This is a genomic window from bacterium (assembly GCA_021108215.1).
GTDB lineage: Bacteria > Oederibacteriota > JAAXVQ01 > JAAXVQ01 > JAUVAV01 > JAIORK01.
In genome coordinates this window covers 1-19,515 of sequence record JAIORK010000042.1, presented here as the reverse complement: position 1 = coordinate 19,515, position 19,515 = coordinate 1, and the positions used below count along the sequence as shown (strand labels likewise).

The 19,515-nt window shown below is 46.8% G+C and carries 21 protein-coding genes and 4 tRNA genes; 23 read left to right on the top strand and 2 right to left on the bottom strand.

All coding sequences use genetic code 11. The annotated features are described in order from the left end of the window. Positions 1–15 precede the first annotated feature (15 nt). The 14 genes from rplO (at position 16) to rlmB (ending at position 10,459) form a co-directional block, all read left to right on the top strand. Positions 16–453, top strand: coding sequence for a 50S ribosomal protein L15 (gene rplO, locus K8S19_09820; protein MCD4813970.1), 438 nt, complete (start codon positions 16–18; stop codon positions 451–453). After that, positions 453–1,793: a preprotein translocase subunit SecY gene (secY, locus tag K8S19_09815; GenBank protein MCD4813969.1), complete on the top strand. Its 1,341-nt coding sequence runs from the start codon at positions 453–455 to the stop codon at positions 1,791–1,793. Before rplO ends, secY begins: the two co-directional genes overlap by 1 nt. Positions 1,794–1,826: 33 nt before the next feature. Further along, complete coding sequence (locus K8S19_09810; GenBank protein MCD4813968.1) at positions 1,827–2,492, top strand: adenylate kinase; 666 nt, start codon at positions 1,827–1,829, stop codon at positions 2,490–2,492. Next, the gene (gene map, locus K8S19_09805; protein ID MCD4813967.1) at positions 2,493–3,236 is read left to right on the top strand and encodes a type I methionyl aminopeptidase; all 744 of its coding nucleotides are present in this window, start codon (positions 2,493–2,495) and stop codon (positions 3,234–3,236) included. Beyond that, positions 3,233–3,523, top strand: a complete 291-nt coding sequence (infA, locus tag K8S19_09800) for a translation initiation factor IF-1 (GenBank protein MCD4813966.1) — start codon at positions 3,233–3,235, stop codon at positions 3,521–3,523. Before map ends, infA begins: the two co-directional genes overlap by 4 nt. 23 nt (positions 3,524–3,546) lie before the next feature. After that, on the top strand, positions 3,547–3,660 hold the full coding sequence (rpmJ, locus tag K8S19_09795; GenBank protein MCD4813965.1) for a 50S ribosomal protein L36: 114 nt from the start codon (positions 3,547–3,549) through the stop codon (positions 3,658–3,660). Positions 3,661–3,826: 166 nt separating this feature from the next. Further along, positions 3,827–4,207: a 30S ribosomal protein S13 gene (gene rpsM / locus K8S19_09790; protein MCD4813964.1), complete on the top strand. Its 381-nt coding sequence runs from the start codon at positions 3,827–3,829 to the stop codon at positions 4,205–4,207. A 62-nt stretch (positions 4,208–4,269) separates the two neighbouring features. Further along, a complete protein-coding gene (gene rpsK / locus K8S19_09785) occupies positions 4,270–4,662 on the top strand; it encodes a 30S ribosomal protein S11 (GenBank protein ID MCD4813963.1) in 393 nt (130 codons plus the stop codon). A gap of 46 nt (positions 4,663–4,708) precedes the next feature. Beyond that, positions 4,709–5,338 carry a 30S ribosomal protein S4 gene (rpsD, locus tag K8S19_09780; GenBank protein ID MCD4813962.1) on the top strand — a complete coding sequence of 210 codons (630 nt, stop codon included), beginning with the start codon at positions 4,709–4,711 and terminating at the stop codon, positions 5,336–5,338. Positions 5,339–5,364: 26 nt separating this feature from the next. Beyond that, a complete protein-coding gene (locus K8S19_09775; GenBank protein MCD4813961.1) occupies positions 5,365–6,363 on the top strand; it encodes a DNA-directed RNA polymerase subunit alpha in 999 nt (332 codons plus the stop codon). A 51-nt stretch (positions 6,364–6,414) separates the two neighbouring features. Continuing rightward, positions 6,415–7,161, top strand: a complete 747-nt coding sequence (gene rplQ, locus K8S19_09770) for a 50S ribosomal protein L17 (protein ID MCD4813960.1) — start codon at positions 6,415–6,417, stop codon at positions 7,159–7,161. Between the two features lie 106 nt (positions 7,162–7,267). Continuing rightward, entirely contained in the window at positions 7,268–7,807 is a 540-nt protein-coding gene (locus tag K8S19_09765; protein ID MCD4813959.1) for a DUF2378 family protein, read from the top strand. A gap of 97 nt (positions 7,808–7,904) precedes the next feature. Then, positions 7,905–9,359, top strand: a complete 1,455-nt coding sequence (gene cysS / locus K8S19_09760) for a cysteine--tRNA ligase (protein MCD4813958.1) — start codon at positions 7,905–7,907, stop codon at positions 9,357–9,359. Positions 9,360–9,706: 347 nt separating this feature from the next. Beyond that, positions 9,707–10,459: a 23S rRNA (guanosine(2251)-2'-O)-methyltransferase RlmB gene (gene rlmB, locus K8S19_09755; GenBank protein ID MCD4813957.1), complete on the top strand. Its 753-nt coding sequence runs from the start codon at positions 9,707–9,709 to the stop codon at positions 10,457–10,459. Between the two features lie 507 nt (positions 10,460–10,966). Here the strand turns inward: rlmB and K8S19_09750 are convergent. Both K8S19_09750 and K8S19_09745 read right to left on the bottom strand, forming a co-directional pair. Further along, positions 10,967–11,908, bottom strand: coding sequence for a hypothetical protein (locus tag K8S19_09750; GenBank protein ID MCD4813956.1), 942 nt, complete (start codon positions 11,906–11,908; stop codon positions 10,967–10,969). Between the two features lie 93 nt (positions 11,909–12,001). Continuing rightward, entirely contained in the window at positions 12,002–12,610 is a 609-nt protein-coding gene (locus K8S19_09745; protein ID MCD4813955.1) for a hypothetical protein, read from the bottom strand. Between the two features lie 411 nt (positions 12,611–13,021). On the opposite strand from K8S19_09745, the gene K8S19_09740 reads away from it, so the two are divergent. The 9 genes from K8S19_09740 (at position 13,022) to K8S19_09700 (ending at position 19,392) form a co-directional block, all read left to right on the top strand. After that, positions 13,022–13,097 (top strand) — tRNA-Thr (locus K8S19_09740). Between the two features lie 257 nt (positions 13,098–13,354). Further along, positions 13,355–13,441 (top strand) — tRNA-Tyr (locus K8S19_09735). A 497-nt stretch (positions 13,442–13,938) separates the two neighbouring features. Next, positions 13,939–14,013, top strand: a tRNA-Gly gene (locus K8S19_09730). A 144-nt stretch (positions 14,014–14,157) separates the two neighbouring features. Continuing rightward, entirely contained in the window at positions 14,158–14,424 is a 267-nt protein-coding gene (locus tag K8S19_09725; protein ID MCD4813954.1) for an acyl carrier protein, read from the top strand. A gap of 149 nt (positions 14,425–14,573) precedes the next feature. Further along, positions 14,574–15,779, top strand: a complete 1,206-nt coding sequence (locus K8S19_09720; protein ID MCD4813953.1) for a beta-ketoacyl-[acyl-carrier-protein] synthase family protein — start codon at positions 14,574–14,576, stop codon at positions 15,777–15,779. Then, a complete protein-coding gene (locus K8S19_09715; protein MCD4813952.1) occupies positions 15,776–16,936 on the top strand; it encodes a hypothetical protein in 1,161 nt (386 codons plus the stop codon). The genes K8S19_09720 and K8S19_09715 overlap by 4 nt, the downstream gene beginning before the upstream one ends. A 3-nt stretch (positions 16,937–16,939) precedes the next feature. Beyond that, complete coding sequence (locus tag K8S19_09710; GenBank protein MCD4813951.1) at positions 16,940–17,827, top strand: hypothetical protein; 888 nt, start codon at positions 16,940–16,942, stop codon at positions 17,825–17,827. A gap of 142 nt (positions 17,828–17,969) precedes the next feature. Next, entirely contained in the window at positions 17,970–19,157 is a 1,188-nt protein-coding gene (locus K8S19_09705; protein ID MCD4813950.1) for a PorV/PorQ family protein, read from the top strand. Between the two features lie 159 nt (positions 19,158–19,316). Next, a tRNA-Thr gene (locus K8S19_09700) sits at positions 19,317–19,392 on the top strand. Positions 19,393–19,515 lie beyond the last annotated feature (123 nt).

Genomic DNA, 19,515 nt, shown 5'->3' with positions numbered 1-19,515 from the left:
AGGGGACTACGGAGCATGAAGATCAATAGTTTGGCTCCTGCGCAAGGCGCACGCCGAAAGAAAAAACGCATCGGCCGGGGTTTGGGATCCGGTTGGGGAAAAACCTCGGGCAAAGGCAGCAACGGCCAGAAGGCCCGTAGCGGCGGCACCAAAGGAATCGGTTTTGAAGGCGGGCAGATGCCCATTACACAAAAAATGCCCAAACGGGGTTTTACCAATATTTTCCGGACTGAGTATGAAATTGTGAACCTGAAGGACCTGGCTAAATTTGATGCCGGCGTTCAGGTTGATCCGGCGAGTTTGGTTGCCAAGGGCATGATTAAGAAAAAGGTCAAAGTGAAAATATTGGGAGTCGGTGAGGCACCCAAGCAGATGACAATTAAAGCGCATAAGTTTTCTAAGAGCGCAAGTGATAAACTAACCGCAGCAGGCGGTAAAGCAGAGGTGCTCTAATGATAGGAGCTTTTCAGAACGCCATTTCCATTCCTGAGCTGAAAAGGCGAATTCTGTTTACGCTGGCCATGATTTTTGTATACCGTATTGGATCGCACGTTCCCACACCGGGAATTAATGCGACGGCCATGCAAACGCTTATCCAGAGTCAGGCTGGAGGCGTGCTGGGCTTTATGGATCTTTTTTCCGGGGGAGCGTTAAGCCAATTTTCGGTATTTGCACTGGGGATTATGCCTTATATCTCCACCTCAATTATTATACAATTGCTCACAGCGGTGGTGCCGTATTTGGAAAGGCTTTCTAAAGAGGGCGAGCAGGGCAGAAAAAAAATTACGCAATACACCCGCTATGGGACGGTATTGCTTTGTATTATTCAGTCGGTAGGGATGACCTATATGCTGAATAATGTTTCGCCGGGCGGCGGCGCAGATTCTATTGTGCTTCAGTGGGGATTAGGGTTTCAAATTACCACGGTGCTTACCCTGACATCGGGTACGATTTTTATTATGTGGCTCGGTGAGCAGATTTCCGAGCGGGGGATTGGCAATGGGATGTCGATTATCATCTTTGCCGGTATTGTTGCGCGGCTGCCGATGGAAATCGGTTCGATGTGGGCGCTTTTCCAGGCCGGTTCCATCAACCTTATCCAGGTACTCATTTTCCTGATTGTTCTATCATCCCTGGTAGGTTTGACGGTGATTATTCAGCAATCTTTTCGGAAAATACCGGTCCAGTATGCTCAGCGTGTCGTGGGTAGAAAAGTCTATCGCGGTCAGTCAACCCAACTGCCGTTAAAGGTGGATTATTCAGGGGTTATCGCGGTTATTTTTGCCAGTTCGGTATTGATTACACCGACAACGCTGGCCAAATTTTTTGAGAATCCCAACTCATCAGGTATGAGTCAGAGTCTCATTCAGATGTTGGTTCAGCATATGTCACCGGGAAGTCTTTTATATACATTATTATATGCGTTTTTAATTGTATTTTTCTGCTATTTTTATACGGCGATTACTTTCAATCCAACCGATGTGGCGGAAAACATGAAAAAATACGGGGGGTTTATCCCGGGACTGCGTCCGGGGAAATCAACGGCTGAATATATTGATCAGACGCTTTCACGCATTACTTTGGGCGGCTCACTGGCCATTGTTGTGATCGCGATTTTACCCGATTTTCTGGCCAAACAGATGTCGATTGGCTGGTATTTCGGTGGGACCACATTACTGATTGTGGTGGGTGTTGCACTGGATACCATGAAGCAGATTGAATCGCATCTTCTGATGCGGCATTACGAAGGCTTCATGAAGCAGGGGAAATTAAAAGGCAGAACCTCATTTTAGGAAGTGTGTTTTTGATTGGCAGGAGGCGGGCATATGAGTGAAAAAAAGCAGATGGTTTTTTTAGGCGCACCGGGTGCAGGGAAGGGAACCTATGCCGGACCCTTGAGTCAGGAATGGGGTATTCCCACAATTTCGACCGGTGATATCCTGCGGGCCAATGTAAAGCAAGGGACTGACTTGGGACAAGAAGCCAAGGGATACATGGATCAAGGTGCTTTGGTGCCGGATGCATTGGTGACCAAAATGGTGGCGGGGCGTTTGGATGAAGCGGATGCTGTGCAGGGATTTATTTTGGATGGTTTTCCGCGCACAATTCAACAGGCGGAAGCGTTGGATGAAATTTTGGAGAATAAAGGCAGTGCCCTTTCTGCGGTCATTAATATCGATGTGCCGCGTGATGTGATTATTCAGCGTCTGACCGGACGCCGGGGATGTCCGAAGTGCAAGGCCAACTATAATGTGAATACGAATCTTAAACCCAAGCAGGCAGGCATCTGCGATCAGTGTAGTACGGAGCTGGTACAACGGGCGGATGATAACGAGGAAACGATTAGCAAGCGCTTGGATGTCTACAATGAACAGACTGCACCGTTGGTTGATTTTTACCGTCGCACAGGGTTATTACGGTCAATCACGGCGATCGGAGAGATTGCTGAGATTGTTAATATGATCCGTTCGGCGGCTGAGTGGAATAAATAAGTGATTCACCTTCGCAGTCTGCAGGATGTAAAAAAAATGCGCAAATCCGGCCGTATTGTTGCAGAAGTTCTAGACGGCTTGAGGAAATTGATTAAGCCCGGGATAAGTACACTGGCGCTGGATCAATGGGCGGAGAAGAAAATTCGTGATCGCGGCGCGATTCCGTCTTTTAAGGGTTACAACGGTTTTCCGAGTACATTGTGTACTTCGATTGATTCTCAGGTCGTGCATGGTATTCCGAGCGACCGTCGGCTTCAAGAAGGCGAGATTATCAGCGTGGATGTAGGCGCTGTGATGGGGGGGTGGCATGGTGATGCAGCCCGTACCTATGCGGTGGGTGATGTGGATAATGAAACCCGCCGGCTGATGGATACCACCCAAGCGTCGCTCGAGATCGGGCTTGCCCAGGCCAAGATTGGGAATCGCTTATCAGATATCGGGCATGCGATACAAAAGTATGTTGAGGCGGCAGGGTTTTCTGTTGTGCGTGATTTTGTAGGGCATGGCATCGGGAAGAACCTGCATGAAGATCCCCAGATCCCGAATTTTGGGGAACCGCACCAAGGTGTGCTCTTGAAACACGGGATGATTATGGCGATTGAACCGATGGTGAATGCCGGGAAATTTCCTGTCAAGATATTGGATGACCACTGGACAGTGGTTACCCGGGATGGAAAGCGATCAGCACATTTTGAAAATACGATCGCAATTTTAGACTCTGGGATGGAGGTTCTAACAGTATGAGGCCTCGCCGTGGCGGCAAGCGCAGTGATAAAAAAAAGAAAAAGAACTTGGTGAAAGAAGTCAAGACGACGGCAAAAGAGGATTCCATTCAGTTGGAAGGAAAAGTTTTGGAAGCGTTGCCCAATGCTATGTTTCGGGTGGAACTGGAAAACGCCCATGTTGTTTTAGCGCATATTTCCGGTAAAATGCGCATGCACTTTATAAGAATTTTACCGGGTGATCGAGTTACGGTTGAATTGTCGCCTTATGACCTTCAGCGGGGACGGATTACCTATCGATTTAAGTAATGGAAAGCGAGGACTTTCAGGTTATGAAAGTGAGAGCGTCGGTAAAACCTATGTGTGAAAAATGTAAAATAATCAAGCGGAAGGGAATTGTCCGGATTATTTGCACCAATCCCAAGCACAAGCAGCGTCAGGGATAGCGCTCCACTGTACGGAGCGCAGAGCAGGTGAGCAATTGAACAGCAGAGCAGTAGAGAAAAGCGAAAGAACAAAATTCAGTGGAACTGGTCACCGCTCACCTGCGGTCAATTGATCAGCTGTTCCGCTGTTCATGATTTAAGAAAGAATTAAGGGAGGGTAGAAAATATGGCACGCATTAGCGGTGTTGACTTGCCGAAAGACAAAAGAATTGAAGTGGCCTTAACCTATATTTATGGTATCGGCCCTGCGTATGCCAAGCGGATTTTGATTGAAGCCAATCTTTCAGCGGATATTCGTGTAAAAAATCTGACAGAAGATGAATCCTATCATCTGCAGACCATTATTAATAAAAGCTACAAGGTCGAAGGTGACCTGCGGCGTGAGGTCAGTACGGATATCAAACGACTGATTGACATTGGAAGTTATCGCGGGCTGCGTCATCGCCGGGGACTGCCTGTTCGGGGACAGCGTACACAGACCAATGCCAGAACACGTAAGGGTCCGCGCAAAACGATTGCCGGCAAAAAGACTGCCGATAAAAAATAGTCTGTTAGGGCATTTCCGGCCAAAGCCGGAAATGGCGATGGTATGACAAGGAGGCACTAAGCGTGGTTAAAAAAGGTTCGAGCCGTAGTAAGAAAAAATTAAAGAAAGTTCCCCATGAGGGTATGGCACATATCCAGTCGACATTCAACAACACCATTGTATCCATCACCGACAAGACCGGTGCGGTTGTTTCCTGGTCTTCCGCCGGTCAGGTAGGATTCAAAGGGTCGAGGAAAAGTACGCCTTTTGCCGCGCAGATGGCTGCCGAGGCGGCAGGTCGACGGGCACTCGAAGCGGGGATGAAGGAAGTCGCAGTTTATGTAAAAGGTCCGGGTGCCGGTCGTGAAGCCGCGATCAGGAGCTTACAGGCAATCGGTTTGGATATTACGGTTATCAAAGATGTAACCCCGATTCCTCACAATGGCTGTCGTGCTCCCAAGCGGAGAAGGGTCTAAATTGAAGGATATAAAGAGCTCCAAGAAAACAAGGAGGAATTAGACAATGGCCAGATATGTTGGCTCAGAATGCAGACAATGCCGGCGCGAGGGCATGAAACTTTTTCTGAAAGGCAGCAAATGCTCGACGGACAAGTGCGCTTTTGAACGCCGTAATTATGCTCCCGGGCAGCACAAGGATACCCGGTCGAAGCTTTCCGATTACGGTAAGCAGCTCCGGGAAAAACAAAAACTCCGTCGTATTTACGGATTGTTGGAACGTCAATTCCGCCGGTACTATGTATGGGCCAGTTCCAAACAAGGCGTGACCGGTGAAATTATGTTGCAGTATTTGGAAAGACGATTGGATAATGTTGTTTATCGCATGGGTTATGCGGTTAATCGTCTTGAAGCACGCCAGTTGGTCAATCATGGTCATCTCAAGGTTAATGGCCGCAAGGTTGACATTGCATCCTATTTAGTGAAAATAGGAGATAAAATTGAAGTGAAGGAAAAAAGCAGGGAATTGAAGGTTGTCAAGCAGGCTGTTGAGAGCATTGCCCGGCGCGGCGGCGTGCCGGAATGGCTTGAAGTCAATCCGGAAACCATGTCAGGTGTTTTTAAAATGATTCCAAGCAAGGAAGCCATGGCTATTCCGGTTGAGGAACAGCTGATCGTCGAATTGTACTCAAAATAATCTTTTATCGCCAAAAGGGGTGTGGAATGATGAAATTAAAAAGTTTAGTGAAACCTGAAAGACTGGATTGTGACCGGGAAACCCTTACCGGTAAATATGGGAAATTTATCGCTGAACCGTTTGAGCGGGGGTTTGCCATTACCATCGGTAATTCGATGCGCAGAATTTTGCAGTCTTCCATCCAAGCGGCGGCAGTGACTGCCATCCGCATCACAGGGGCTGAACATGAGTATTCAGCGATTGCCGGTGTAGTGGAAGATACAACCGATATTGTTTTGAATATGAAGCAGTTGAAACTCAAATTGCATGAAGACGGGCCTAAGCTTATCCGGATTAATGTGACTGGAGAGCGCGAAGTGACGGCAGCTGATATTCAAACGGATGATACGGTTGAGATCGTCAACTCTGAACTGCATATTGCAACGCTCAATGACCGTGATGCTAAATTGGAAATGGAAATTGAAGTGAATTCAGGCCGCGGGTATGTCGATGCTGCGCGAAACCGGAGGGATGACCATCCTTTGGGGACCATTCCGGTGGATTCGATTTTTACGCCGGTCACCAAAGTGAAAATTGACAGCGAAAATACCCGGGTGGGACAGATGACTGATTATGACAAATTGCTCATAGAGATATGGACGGATGGACGTATGCGCCCGGAAGATGCATTGGCCCATGCGGCAAAAATTTTGAAGGATCATATGCCGATTTTCATCAACTTTGAAGAAGAACCCATTGAGGAAGTTGAAGAGGTGGATGAAGAGAAAGAAAAGATGAAGGAATTGTTGAACCGGAGTGTTGAAGAAATGGAACTCTCCGTTCGTTCCAGCAATTGCCTGAAAACCGCCAATATCAAAATGATCGGTGAATTGGTCACCAAGACCGAGAGCGAGATGTTACGCTATCGTAATTTTGGGCGTAAATCCTTAAATGAAATTAAGGAGATTTTAACCGAGATGGGACTTGGGTTGGGTCTGGATCTCGCATATTTGGATACCGATGAAGTGAGTGTGAAAAAAAATTAATTAAACCCGGTCACAAGCCGGATACTAATACCATTTGGAAAGGGTAAGGGAATGAGACACAGAAAAAGCGGCAGAAGACTGGGTGTTCCAATGCATCGCCGTAAGGCAATGATGAAGCAGCTTGTGGAGGCGTTGTTCCTGCATGGTCGTATTAAAACTACGCTGGCAAGAGCTAAGGAAACGCGTTCCCTGGCCGAAAAATTTGTAACCCTTGCAAAAAAAGGAACATTGCATCATCGGCGTCAAGCCATGGCATTTATTTCACGTAAAGATGTTGTCAATCGTCTTTTTGATACGATCGCAGAGTGGTATAAGGAACGCAAAGGCGGTTATACCCGTATTATTAAAATTGGACCCCGTAAGGGAGATGCTGCCTCAGTCGCTTATCTGGAAATGGTTGACTGGATTTCGGGGGATAAACTGCTTGGCCAATTGACCAAACTGGAAAAATCCGTGACCGGTGAGGATGAGAGCAAGGGCGAGAAAGAAAAGGAAAAAGAAAAGAAAGAAAAGAAAGAAAAAACTAAAAAGAAAAAAGATGAAAAGAAAACCAAGACTGTAACGAAAAAGAAAGTAAAAAAAGTCGTCAAATCGCCGGAAAAGGAAAAGAAAATTTCTGAGCGTAAGGTTGAAAAAGAAAAGACGAAAAAAGAACGTGCGACTGAGCGCGAAAAAGTAAAAAAAGAAAAAACAGAAAAAAAGCCTAAAACCGAGAAGACTGCCAAAAAGGTAGTCAAAAAGGTAAAAAAAGTTGTTAAAAAAACAAAGAAAAAAGCGGTTAAAAAAAAGTCAGACTAAGCTAAAGGATTGTTTAAAGGCAGGCCCGGTTATCCGGCCTGCCTTTTTTTGTTGTTTTATTCGTTTGTCTCAATTATATTGATTTTTTGAAAAAAGAGGTGTCGGCATGGCAACTTGCAAAGCAGTGGCATTTGATCCTTTGAAATCCGCGTGTGAAAATGACCCGGGAAAAGCGGTATATTTTTTGGCACTGCTTTCCGAAACAAACAGAGATATTTATGAAAAGTCTCTTCCAGTGACCAGAGTGCCGATTGTGGAGATGAGTGAGATTCTGGAAGCGTTTGCCAAAGTCTTTTACCCTGGAGAGCCGTATCCTATGCGTCATTTGGGTGCGGTTTCAGCCAAAGAGATATTGACCGGGGTTTATAAAATTTTTGCCCGTATCACCACCCCGGCGTTTATTATTTCCCGCGCACCCATGATATGGAAAACATATTATGATGAAGGCAACGTGGTCATGGAAAATGTCAACGCCAAAAGCGGTACACTCACGATTAACAATTTTCCGGATTTGACAGTGACCTTGCGGGAATTTATAGCTGGCTATTGCGTCGGCGCCCTGGAAATCGCCGGCGTAAAAAATATCGTTATTGTAAAAAACGAATCCGATCCCAATCAGTGGAAGTATGATTTTCGCTGGGACTAGGCGGGTCTGCAGATTTTTTTTAAAGCAGTCAGGACGCACTTTACGGTGTGTCTTTTTTTTGTTATGATACGCGGATATTTTGACAAAGAGGATGACCATGGCGCTAAATATTTATAACACAACTACACGAACCAAAGGACTCTTCGAACCGCACGAACCGGGAAAAGTGGGACTCTATGCCTGCGGTCCCACCGTGTATGATTATTTTCATGTGGGAAATGCCCGGGCTTTTGTGGTTTTTGATACGCTGCGCCGGGTACTGGTTCGGCGCGGATTTGAGGTAAACTATGTGCAAAACATTACCGATATCGACGATAAAATCATCAACCGGGCAAATGCAGAGGGGGTAACGGTACAAGTGGTTGCCGAAAAATACACGGCCGCTTTTTTTGAGGATATGGCCGCCCTGGGATGCCTCCCCTGCCAACTCACCCCCAAAGCTACGGAACATATACCGGAAATCATTGCTCTGATATCCCGTATGCTCGAAAAAGAGCATGCGTATGTCTCGGGCCGGGATGTTTTTTTTGCAGTCAGAAAATTCGGCAATTACGGATGCTTGTCCGGGAAAAAAATTGATGAATTGGAAAAAGGGGCGCGTGTAGAAGTCAATGAACAAAAACGTGATCCGCTTGATTTTACTCTCTGGAAAGGTGCCAAACCGGGAGAACCGGCTTGGGAATCACCCTGGGGGGAGGGGCGTCCGGGGTGGCATATTGAATGCTCGGCAATGTCAATGAAATACCTGGGGGAGAGTTTTGATATTCATGGCGGCGGTGCGGATCTGATTTTCCCCCATCATGAAAACGAGAATGCTCAGAGTGAGTGTGTCACCGGAAAATCGCTGGCAAAATACTGGATGCATAATGGTTATTTGAAAATTGATGGTGAAAAAATGTCGAAATCGCTGGGTAATTTTTGGGTGACCCGGGATGTTCTGAAAGTAATTCCTTACCAGGTTTTACGTTTGTTCTTGCTTTCCGCGCATTATCGCAGTCCTTTGGACTTTAATCCTGAAAATGTTGAGGCAGCAGGCGTGGGATATCATGAGTTTAAACGGACGCTGGAAAGATTGGCAGCCATTACCGGCACGGTTATGCAGGATGATTATCTGGCTGATGAAAAAGCGGATGTGTTGAATAATGAGCGTTGCCGGATTTTGGAAAAATTTGAATTTTTCTTAGATGATGATTTAAATACAGCCGGTGCGATTGGCCAGCTCTTCAGTCTGGCCAACAAAATCCGGCAGGTGATTGCCGGGCGGCCGAAAAAAACGTTTGTCTTTTTAGAAATCGTTAAGCGGATTGAAACAGATCTTAAAGGCATGGCGGGTGTATTGGGCATTGTGCCGGATATTGTACCGGTGCCGGAGGAAATTTTAGAAATGATCACCTCGCGCAATCAGGCGCGCGCGGATAAAAATTGGGCGCTATCCGACCAATTGCGTGATCAGATCACCGGGTGCGGCTATTCCCTGGAAGACACACCTTTTGGCAGCCTGGCATTGACCGAGAACAAGGTAGCATTGGAAAAATTGTTCAATAAACAGTGAGGAAAAGAATCATTGTAGGGGCGCGGTGTCCATGCCTGAAAGCTAACCACGAATTAACACGAATAAAACCAGAAAAGCAAAGCAATCCACAGATTACGCAGATGAACGCAGATTAAAGCTTAAAATCAAATGAGGGTAGGCGCCAAAAGAAAAAACTGCACGAATAAACATGAAAAAAAATTAAAAGACGATAATTAAAAAGTAACGCTGATGGTATGGGTAAAAAGAAGAAAAACATGAGTGCGATTAAAAGTTTTAATGATAAAATTCAAATGATTAAAGTATTCGTGTTGATTCGTGGAGGATATTAATAGCAGGGTTCTTGAAATCAAGAAATGAGATGCATCATGCGTGAAAAAAATAGTGTGAGGAAAATTCATGGACGCCGGGCGGTCTTGGAAGCACTGCGTTCAAAAGATGCAAAAATTGAGAAGGTTTTTTTGGCCAAAGGGACACACGGAACGGTTTTGCAGGAACTCCAGAACCAGGCCGAGAGTCGTGATATTCCAGTCGAGTGGCTGGAACGCCGCCGTTTGGACAGACTGGCCGGGCCGGTGGTGAATCAGGGTGTGCTGGCTGTCATCAAGACCCATGTTTATGCTGAGCTATCTGCGGTGATGGATAAGGCGCTGTCAGCCGGTCCGGCATCCCTTTTGATAATTACCGACGAAATTGAGGACCCCAGGAATTTGGGTGCTATTATCCGTTCGGCGGAGTGCGCAGGCGCCCAAGGTCTGCTCATGACCATTCAGCGCAGCACGGATGTGACGTCTGTTACCGAAAAAGCCGCCGGCGGCGCATTGGCCCACCTCCCGGTTGCCAAGGTCGGCAATTTGGCAAATACCATCAAGCAATTGAAAAATGAGGGATTCTGGGTTATCGGGCTGGCTGGTGACGCACCAGAAAGTATCTGGCAGGCGGATTTGAAAAGACCGGTTGCGCTGGTTATTGGCAACGAAGGCAAAGGCCTGCGGCGTCTGACCCGGGAGCTGTGCGATATGCTGATCAAAATCCCCATGCAAGGCAATGTCGGGTCTCTCAATGCCTCGGTAGCAGCCGGAGTCGCCTTGTTTGAAATCCAGCGTCAGCGGCAAAATTAAGATTTATCGTAGGGGCGTGGTGTCCGCGCCCGAAATTCTTTCTTTGATAAAACCCGGATAAAATTCAAAAAAATGAATCGATCTATAGATTCCGCAGATTTTACAGAGGTAAAAATAAAATTTAAAAGGTATGTTTGATCTTATGGTCAGATATGCCTTTTCCATAAAAAAGTTAAAAAAAATGTGTGTGGGAAACAAGTTTTACCAGTCAAAATAAATATGTTAAGACACCGTAGATCGATTCGATTGAGAGCGTATGATTATTCCAAAAACGGCGCGTATTTTGTGACGATAGGTACAGACAACCGGGAATGTTTGTTTGGGGAAATCAAACAAAATATCGTAGGGGCGGTAACCGAAAAGTGTTACCCATGTCATGGCACAAGTTGTAACCTATGTCTTGATACTAAACACACACGCCGTGCCCCTACAATATGATTGCATAAAAAAAGGGACGGCCTTCATCAGACCGTCCCTGAAAATCCGTTCTAATTGTTTGAAAAATAATTATTTCTTGGTTGTGACCAAAACCCGGACATACCGGCTGCCGCTATTGGCCGCGCCGGTGGTAACTTCGATAATAAATTCATATTTTTTATCACGATTTTCTTTTGTATCCGGGATCGTGATAAAAGCTTTGGGTTGTCTCTTCTGTCCGCCTTTGAGCGTGCATTCTTCTTTTTCAAAGGTCAGCCAACTTGCATCCGGTGTCATTTCATAACCCGGATTGGGCTTGATAATGGTCTTGCTCGGATCAATACTCGCGAGCAAGAACTTGATTTTTTCTTTGCCCTGATTCTGGATCTCGAATTTCTTTTTATCTTCCGGGCGCAAATGGGTCTTTTTGCCCACCCGAAGGTTACTCATGACGATTTCCGTATTCGCCACATCAAAATTCATATTGATTTTGGAAGGCATGAGCTCTTTTTTAGTCATTTTCTGCGGCGCCACGGTGAACATTACATGCCCCTTGACTGCCAAGGCAATGCTCACGAAATGGCCTTTGGCAGGTACCTGCTCGGCAACGATTTCGACCTGGTATTTTTTATTTAAATATTTTTTATCATCCGGTATATTGATCAATACATCCGTGCTGTAGGTCTCTTTGGCGGCAATGTTAGTCTCGGTCGGTGCAATGATGATCCACTTGGGATCCGGAATCGGCTCAAATCCTTCGCGTAGATCATTTTTGGTTGGGAATAAAATTTTGAAACGGATTTTTACTTCGGCCTCGTTCTTGTTAATGATTTTTAGCGGTAGATTGACCAGATTGATCATACTGTAGTTACCGCCGACGGAGAGGTTTTCTACGACGATTTCAGAATAATTCTGGAGCGCAATGCCTTCGGCGTTCTTTTTTTGATTTTTATCAACTGCTTGCGCCAGTATCGGTATGGCCAGACAAAAAGTCATAATGAATGGTAAAATGGATTTTTTCAAGCTTGGCATGAACATAATCCCCCTGGAATGAAAGTCGTTGGAAAAGAAAAAGCAAGGGTCCGGATCATTGCTGATCCGGACCCTCTCAAAACGAACTCAAGATTAGGTGATTGAAGCTGTTACTGTGACAGTGATGTCAACATTGACACCCTGGCCGGCAGAACCATCATTCGGAGTATCGAGACGGAAATGGATATACCGGTCATTACCACCAGTGGTGGCATGAGGAATAGCGTAGCCTTTTAAAGCAGCAGCATCAGCTGTGATGGCGAAGATATCAGCAGTACTTTCAATCAGGGTAGCACCATTGATGGTATCATCCGCCAGGAAAGAAGCAGGGGCCGGAACGACACCGGTTGCGCCCCAAAGTGCGGAGAGACGAACTAGGTCAATAGCTCCGAAAGCTGTACCCGGTGCATCGGTCTGATAAACCCAGGTTCCGGTTGTATCGGATGCGGACAGAGAAAAATCTTCTACAACGTCAGTAGAGCTGTTGTTGAACTGAGATTCCTGGGTACCGTCTGTGTATGCAGAGGTGGCAACCAGAACCTGACCAAAGTGGATATCAGCACCCGTTACACGAGTAATATCCACAGTACCGGATGTGATGGTTACATGGATAAAGACCTGTGCAGTGGTAGCTGCAAAACTGGCTTTTGCTGCGCCCAGTAGAAGCACCAGGCCTAAAGATAGTAATAGAAATTTTTTCATAATAAACACCTCACGTTTTTTTGGTAAATCGTTACTCTTTTACAAAGATAAAACTGGCACAATTAAATATGTACCAAAAGCAATCGAAACGTTTTATCTTCCTCCTTTCGCAGGGTAATAATGGTGTGGTAAAAGTGTTGAAGAAGTTCATGTATAGATGTAGTACTTCCGTATTGAAGAAATAGTAGACTATTATTTTCCTTCAAAATCAGGAAAACGTCAATCAAAGAATGTTGAAAATATTTTTTTAGGCCGGTTTCACCTCCTTGGAGGTGGGAATCATGCTACCTCTTAGACTGGTTAATTCGGGAAAAAGTTGTCCTGTAGCGTCTGAGAAAAGGTGAAATCCAATTGCCAAAAAAGCCGGGATGGTGTATAAAATTATTCCCTTAATCTGTATGGAAAATACGGGCCACCATAGCTCAGTTGGTAGAGCGCCCGCCTTGTAAGCGGATGGTCGTTGGTTCAAATCCGACTGGTGGCTCCAGATTTTCCCTGAAGGGGAAAATCTGGAGAGCAGCTGAGCATCAGATCAGCGGAACAGCAAAAGCTCAGATGCGGTCTGCTGTTCTGCTGGTCAAAGAGGTGTATGCTGAGCGCAGAGCAGTTAGAAATAGTAGGGGCGTATTGTCATTGATGCCCGTTTTTAGGGCACAATACGCCCCTACATTAATATAATTTTCAAAAATTCCTTTACACAGCCGGAGGCTTTGTATACACTGTAGCTTCTTTTTGGCTTTATAGGGACAGGTGGCCGAGCGGTCAATGGCAACAGACTGTAAATCTGTCGGGCGACGCCCTACGAAGGTTCAAATCCTTCCCTGTCCACCAGTTTTGCCCCTGCGGGGCAAAACAGAGCAGCTGAGCATCAGATCAGCGGAACAGCAAAAGCTCAGATGCGGTCTACTGTTCTGCTGTTCTATTGCTCAAGATTTTTGAGTTCGGCAAAACAGAGCAGCTGAGCATCGGATCAGCGAATTTTGTAGGGGCGTATTGATATACGCCCTTAAATGCGGTCTGCTGTTCAAAGATTTGGAACCCCCCTGCGGGGCAAAACAGAGCAGCTGAGCATCGGATCAGCGAATTTTGTAGGGGCGTATTGATATACGCCCTTAAATGCGGTCTGCTGTTCAAAGATTTGGAACCCCCCTGCGGGGCAAAACAGAGCAGCTGAGCATCGGATCAGCGAATTTTGTAGGGGCGTATTGATATACGCCCTTAAATGCGGTCTGCTGTTCAAAGATTTGGAACCCCCCTGCGGGGCAAAACAGAGCAGCTGAGCAGCAGACAGCAGAGTAGGGGCGATTCACGAATCGCCCCTAACCCGGGCGGGGGTAATTCAGTGGTAGAATGTCAGCCTTCCAAGCTGAACGTCGCGGGTCCGAATCCCGTCCCCCGCTCCATTTATCGTTCGGAAGTTTTTCGCGCACAGCAACTGTTTGATATCCCCTCTTTCTTCTGATATAGTTAATCAAGACAACAAAATAGTGATTTCAAATTACAAGAATATTGTGTAGGATGAGTAGATTGAGTTGAGGAGAAGATGGATGGCCGATGCTGATGATATCAAACAACGGATAAAAAAAACAATCGTCGAAGCACTGCGTTTGAAGCAGGCGCCGGAAAGCATTGAAGATGACGGGGCGTTGTTTGTCGGCGGGCTGAATCTGGATTCGATTGATATTCTCACCTTGATTTCCGAACTTGAAGAGCGGTTTGAAATTCGTATTGAAGATGATGAAATTCGCCAGGTCAATTCTGTCAATGATATTGCCGCAATGATTCAAGGAAAGAAAAATCTCTCAAATAATTGAAAAACTTTACAACCGCCAATGACATGGATTTTTTCTGTTTTTAATTTTTTTTGTATAGTTTACAGGTGTTTTGCTCTGATTTGCTATCAGTGCGCAGGATGTTTTTGCGGTGCAAAAGTTGAAAACCGGGATGGATGTCAGGATAGATCATGAAACCAAACCAACAGGTTGTCATTACAGGGATTGGCACAGTCAACGGGCTGGGAATCAACCGGGAACAATTTTGGGAAAATGTTACTGCCGGTAAATCAGGCATTGATGAAATCACTGGTTTTGACAGCAGTGCCTGGCGCACCCATCTCGGCTGTGAAATTCGTGAAGCGCTGCCCGGAGGGGCGTTTCCGGACAAAGTCTGTCAATTTGCTTTTATTGCAGCGCAGGAGGCGATTACTCAGGCCGGCCGGGCATTACCCGGTGGATCAACTGCGGTTGTGCTGGGTACCTTGCAAGGTGGCATTCAGATTCTCAAGGACACTCTGTTGACACAATATGAACGGGGCGAACCTTTTGATATTCGGCCCTGTTATCAAGCCTATCAATTGTCAAATTTGTCCCGGTATATTGCCAAACAATTCGGTTTTTCAGGTCCTGTCATCACACCCACCATTGCTTGCGCCGCTTCAGGTGGCGCAATCAGTCGTGCTTTTGATTTAATCCGGATGGGGTATGTTGATGCGGCGATTACCGGTGGTGCTGAAACATTCAGTGCTTTTAATTTTTCCGGATTTAATGTGATGCGTTCGGCAGCCCCAACGTGTTGCCGCCCTTTTTCAAAAGACCGGGAGGGACTTGTGATTGGGGAAGGCGCCGGTATTCTGGTGCTTGAATCTCTGACAAGTGTACGGAAACGGGGCGGGCGGCCTTTGGCTGTGATCGGCGGTACAGGATTATCGGCAGATGCGTTTCACATTACCGCACCCGACCCGGAAGGGCACGGTGCGGTCCGGGCCATGCATGCGGCCTTGCAGGATGCCGGACTTGAACCGGGGGATATTGATTATATCAATGCTCATGGAACCGGGACGCCGCAGAATGATAAAATGGAGACGATCGCAGTAAAAAAAGTTTTTGGTACTCAAGCCGCCGGCATACCGATTTCCTCCATCAAAGCTGCGGTCGGTCATTGTATGGGTGCTGCCGGTGCGATAGAAGCGGTGGCCTCTGTGCTTGCACTCCAGCATCAAAGAATACCGCCTACGATTAATTATATTCCCGGTGATCCGGACTGTGACCTCAACTATGTTCCCAATGAAGCGATGAAAGTCCCTTTGAAGCATGTTTTGTCCAATTCTTTTGGTTTTGCCGGTAATGATGCCAGCCTGATCTTTTCCGCTTTTTCAGGAGATGCTGTATGAACAAAACCATTGTTGTGACCGGGCTGGGAATGCTGCACCCATTGGGTGTTGGTTATAAAAAATGCTGGGAGCAGATATGCTGCGGTGCAAAGCCGGTTGTGACACCGCCCGGTGTTCTCAGGATGGAAGGCTTTGATGCGGATCAACACATTGACCATGAGCAAACACGCCGCATGGACCGGGTGTCGCAGATGTTGGCGGTTGTTGTGGATCAGTTGCTCACGGATGCAACGATGGCGCAATCCGGTGATTATGAAAAAACCGGACTTTGTGTCAGTACTGATTTTGGCACGCTGGATACGATTATTCAATTTTCCCAGCGTATTTATCAGCAAACGCCCAATCGGGCAAATCCATTGGAATTTCCCAATACGGTTTTAAATGCCAGTGCAGGCCATGCGTGTATTGTTTATGGCATCAAAGGGCATAATAATACGATGGCAGGCTATGGGGCGTTGAGCGAGGCGTTTGATGCGATTATCCTGGATCGTGCCCAAGCGATGATGGCAGCGGGTCTTGAAGAAGCCGGGATTTATCAGCAGCAAACCATTGAACAGTATGCAGATGATTTTCCCAAGCCGTTTCATTTTAAATCCAAGGGACCCTGGCTGGGTGAAGGCGCTGCCGGGTTGTTTTTAGAGAGTCAGGAAAATGCGGAAAGCCGCGGGAAAAAAATTTATGCACGGTATTTGGGTTATCAGGCTGGATTTGATGATCCCCGGACACTGAGTAAAACCGGTTTGATTTTGGAAAAAAGTATCCGTGCTGTTTTGGAAAAAAACAACCGAACCGTCCAGGATGTTGTCGGGATTGTGATTGCCGGAGCTGGATTTAATGAGAGCGAAGCCCTGATGAGTCAAGCGCTCTTGACGGTTTTTCAGGCAAATGCTTCCAGGGTGACCTGTTTTCCTGTGGCAGGCGCGCTCGGGTCCTTGGGAGGGGCGGAAGAATGCTTTGGCGCTGTTTGTGCCGTCATCGCACTGGCTTCGGGACGCTGGCCCGCCTTGCCCTGGATGCAGTTTGAACCGGAGGCATATCGTTTGGGGAATTTTCAATTGTCTGCGGCCTCCCGGCCTTTTCAGGGACGGGGTGTTTTGCTGGTGGCTGCCAACCGGGACGGGATGCATCAGGTACATTTTTTTGAAAAGGCTGTGTGATTGATGATGCCATGGACCAAGCATGTTTTGTTTTTTCTTGCTAAGTTGGTGATTTATTTTTTTTCATGGGTACCGCGCTGGCTCTGTCTTTGGGCAGGCGGGCGGATCGGGAGTCTGTTGTATTTTAAAATGCGGTCAAGACGTCAGGTTGCGCTGGACAACCTTAAGCTGGTTTATAAAGATACGCTTTCCGAACAAGCACAATCCCGGATCGCTCGTGCTAATTTTATGCATCTGGGTGCGGCTTTTTTGGAAATTGCACATGCTGCCGGTAATCCAAAAAAACTGAAAAATTTTATTACGCTGGAAGGACTGGAGCATTTACACGCTGCACTGGCAAAGAAGAAGGGGGCGGTGGTATTTGGCGGCCATTTAGGAAATTTTATGCTCATGCCTTCCTTGTTTGCCAGGTTGGTCGATTTGAAATTTTTGTTTCGCGAACCGACGGAACCTTTGGGTGCAAAAATTTATCGGTGGGTGATCGGGCGTTTTGAGATCGGGTTGATTCCGGATAATCCCCGCCATGTTTGTGCCATGAAATCTTTTCAGCATTTAAAAAAAGAAAAGCCGTTGGGTATTTTGATCGATCAGGTGGAAACCGGCGGTTTGTATGTTGACTTTTTGGGACATCCGGCCGGATCAATTTTAGGGGCGGCCAATATGGCCCTGAAAACCGGGGCAGCGATGGTCCCGGTGCAATGTTTTCGAAAACCGAACAGCAAGTTGGTGGTCCGTATTTATCCTGAGTTTGAGCTGATGCGGGACGGGGAAGAATCCGCCAGAGTGGAAGATACCGTCGCGAGGACCAATGCACTGATTGGAACGTGGGTGCTGGAAAATCCCGAGCAATGGTTTTGGGGACACCGGCGTTGGCGTTCCTGGAAAAAATAGCTGTTTTTTTGTGAAGAAAGCCGGTATATGACCGATGCTTTGTTAGAGAGCGCAAACCGCTTTTGGGTAAGAAAAAGACTTGCAATAGCCTCTTGCGGGCACTATGATGATAATTAAACGTTTTTGCAAAGGATGGTTTTGGATGCGACGAATCGGAGTTTTTTTTATGATGATGGTTTGCCTGTCACCTCAGGTATTTGCCGGAGGACCGGGAACCACGAGTGCTAATTTTCTAAAGGCGGGTCAGGGTGTACGGCCGATTGCCATGGGGGAAACCTATACCGCTTTGGGTGACGGCTTGGATACCTTGTATTGGAATCCAGCCGGTCTGGTCCAGATGAAGGCGCCCTCAGCTTCTTTTGCGCATAGCTTTTGGTTCCAGGATATCGGTACCGAATATCTGGCGTATGGTATGCCGTTGGGGCCGCTCGGCGCTATTGGCGGCGGGGTTACAATTTTACATGCCGGGGCCGTTACCGAGACACTGGAAGATGAGTTTGGCAATTACACGGGAACCGGGACTGAATTGTATCCCATGAGTTTTGCTTTGGTGGGAACGTACGCACAGAAGCTTAACCGGGTTGTTCCGACAGCAGACCCTTTGTTGAAAAACATGTTGATTGGTGCCAGTCTGCGGCTGGTTACCGAGAGTTTGGATGATGTTAGTGTTTTCGGGGGTGCACTTGATTTGGGTGCGGTCTGGCGTCAGACTGAGGAAATTACGATCAAACAAATTGACACGGCCCATGGTATTGCAAAGGTACTTCAGGATAAAGTAATGGTTCGGGACAGCGGCTGGCGTGCCGGGTTTGTTGCTCAAAATCTCGGTGTCACAACCGATGAATTGATGCCTATGAATTTTCGTTTTGGCGGCGGCTATATTGCGCAGGACCTTTTTACAGTCGGTGGCAAGGCGACGGCTGCGCTGGATGTGCTTATTCCCATTGATAATGATATTAAAATATCCATCGGCACGGAGTATGCGTATGTCACGGCGCATACTCAGATGTCCGCGCGTGTGGGGTATAAAATAGGTCCGGAGATTCAGGATTTGGATGCCTTATCAGGGTTGACCTCGGGGATTGGCTTTTCTATTCAGTCAGGCATTATTTTGTATCAATTGGATTATGCGTTTGTTCCTTATGGAGAATTGGGAATTACCCACCGGGCCTCGTTGACACTGACTTTTTTTCCGCAGGAAAATGCGGTTTCAACGGCAGTGAAAAACAGGCAAGCCATACCACCGTCTTTATCCGCGCCGGTGACACCGGGGATGATTGTCTCTCCGTTTGGTGGCGCGGTCTCAGGTTCGTCCGAAGGGAACGATTAGAATCAGCTGATCCAGGATGAAACGGCTGACATATTAAAAACCTTTTAAATAAATGCTTTTTCACTGATTGAAAAATCAAAAAAAAACATTGACAGGAATTGCCGGTTTTGTTATTGTCATTATCCTCTGTATTTTTTTAGGGTTTTTTATGTCTTTTTTGCCCAGGTAGCTCAGTCGGTAGAGCGCGTCCTTGGTAAGGACGAGGTCGACGGTTCAATCCCGTTCTTGGGCTCCAGCGCGAGAAATGTCGCAGTTCGGCGACTAAATACGGCCAGTACAAATCGCCGTCAAGTTTTGACTGAAAACAGGAGGAAGACATGGCAAAACAAAAATTTGAACGTAACAAACCGCATATCAA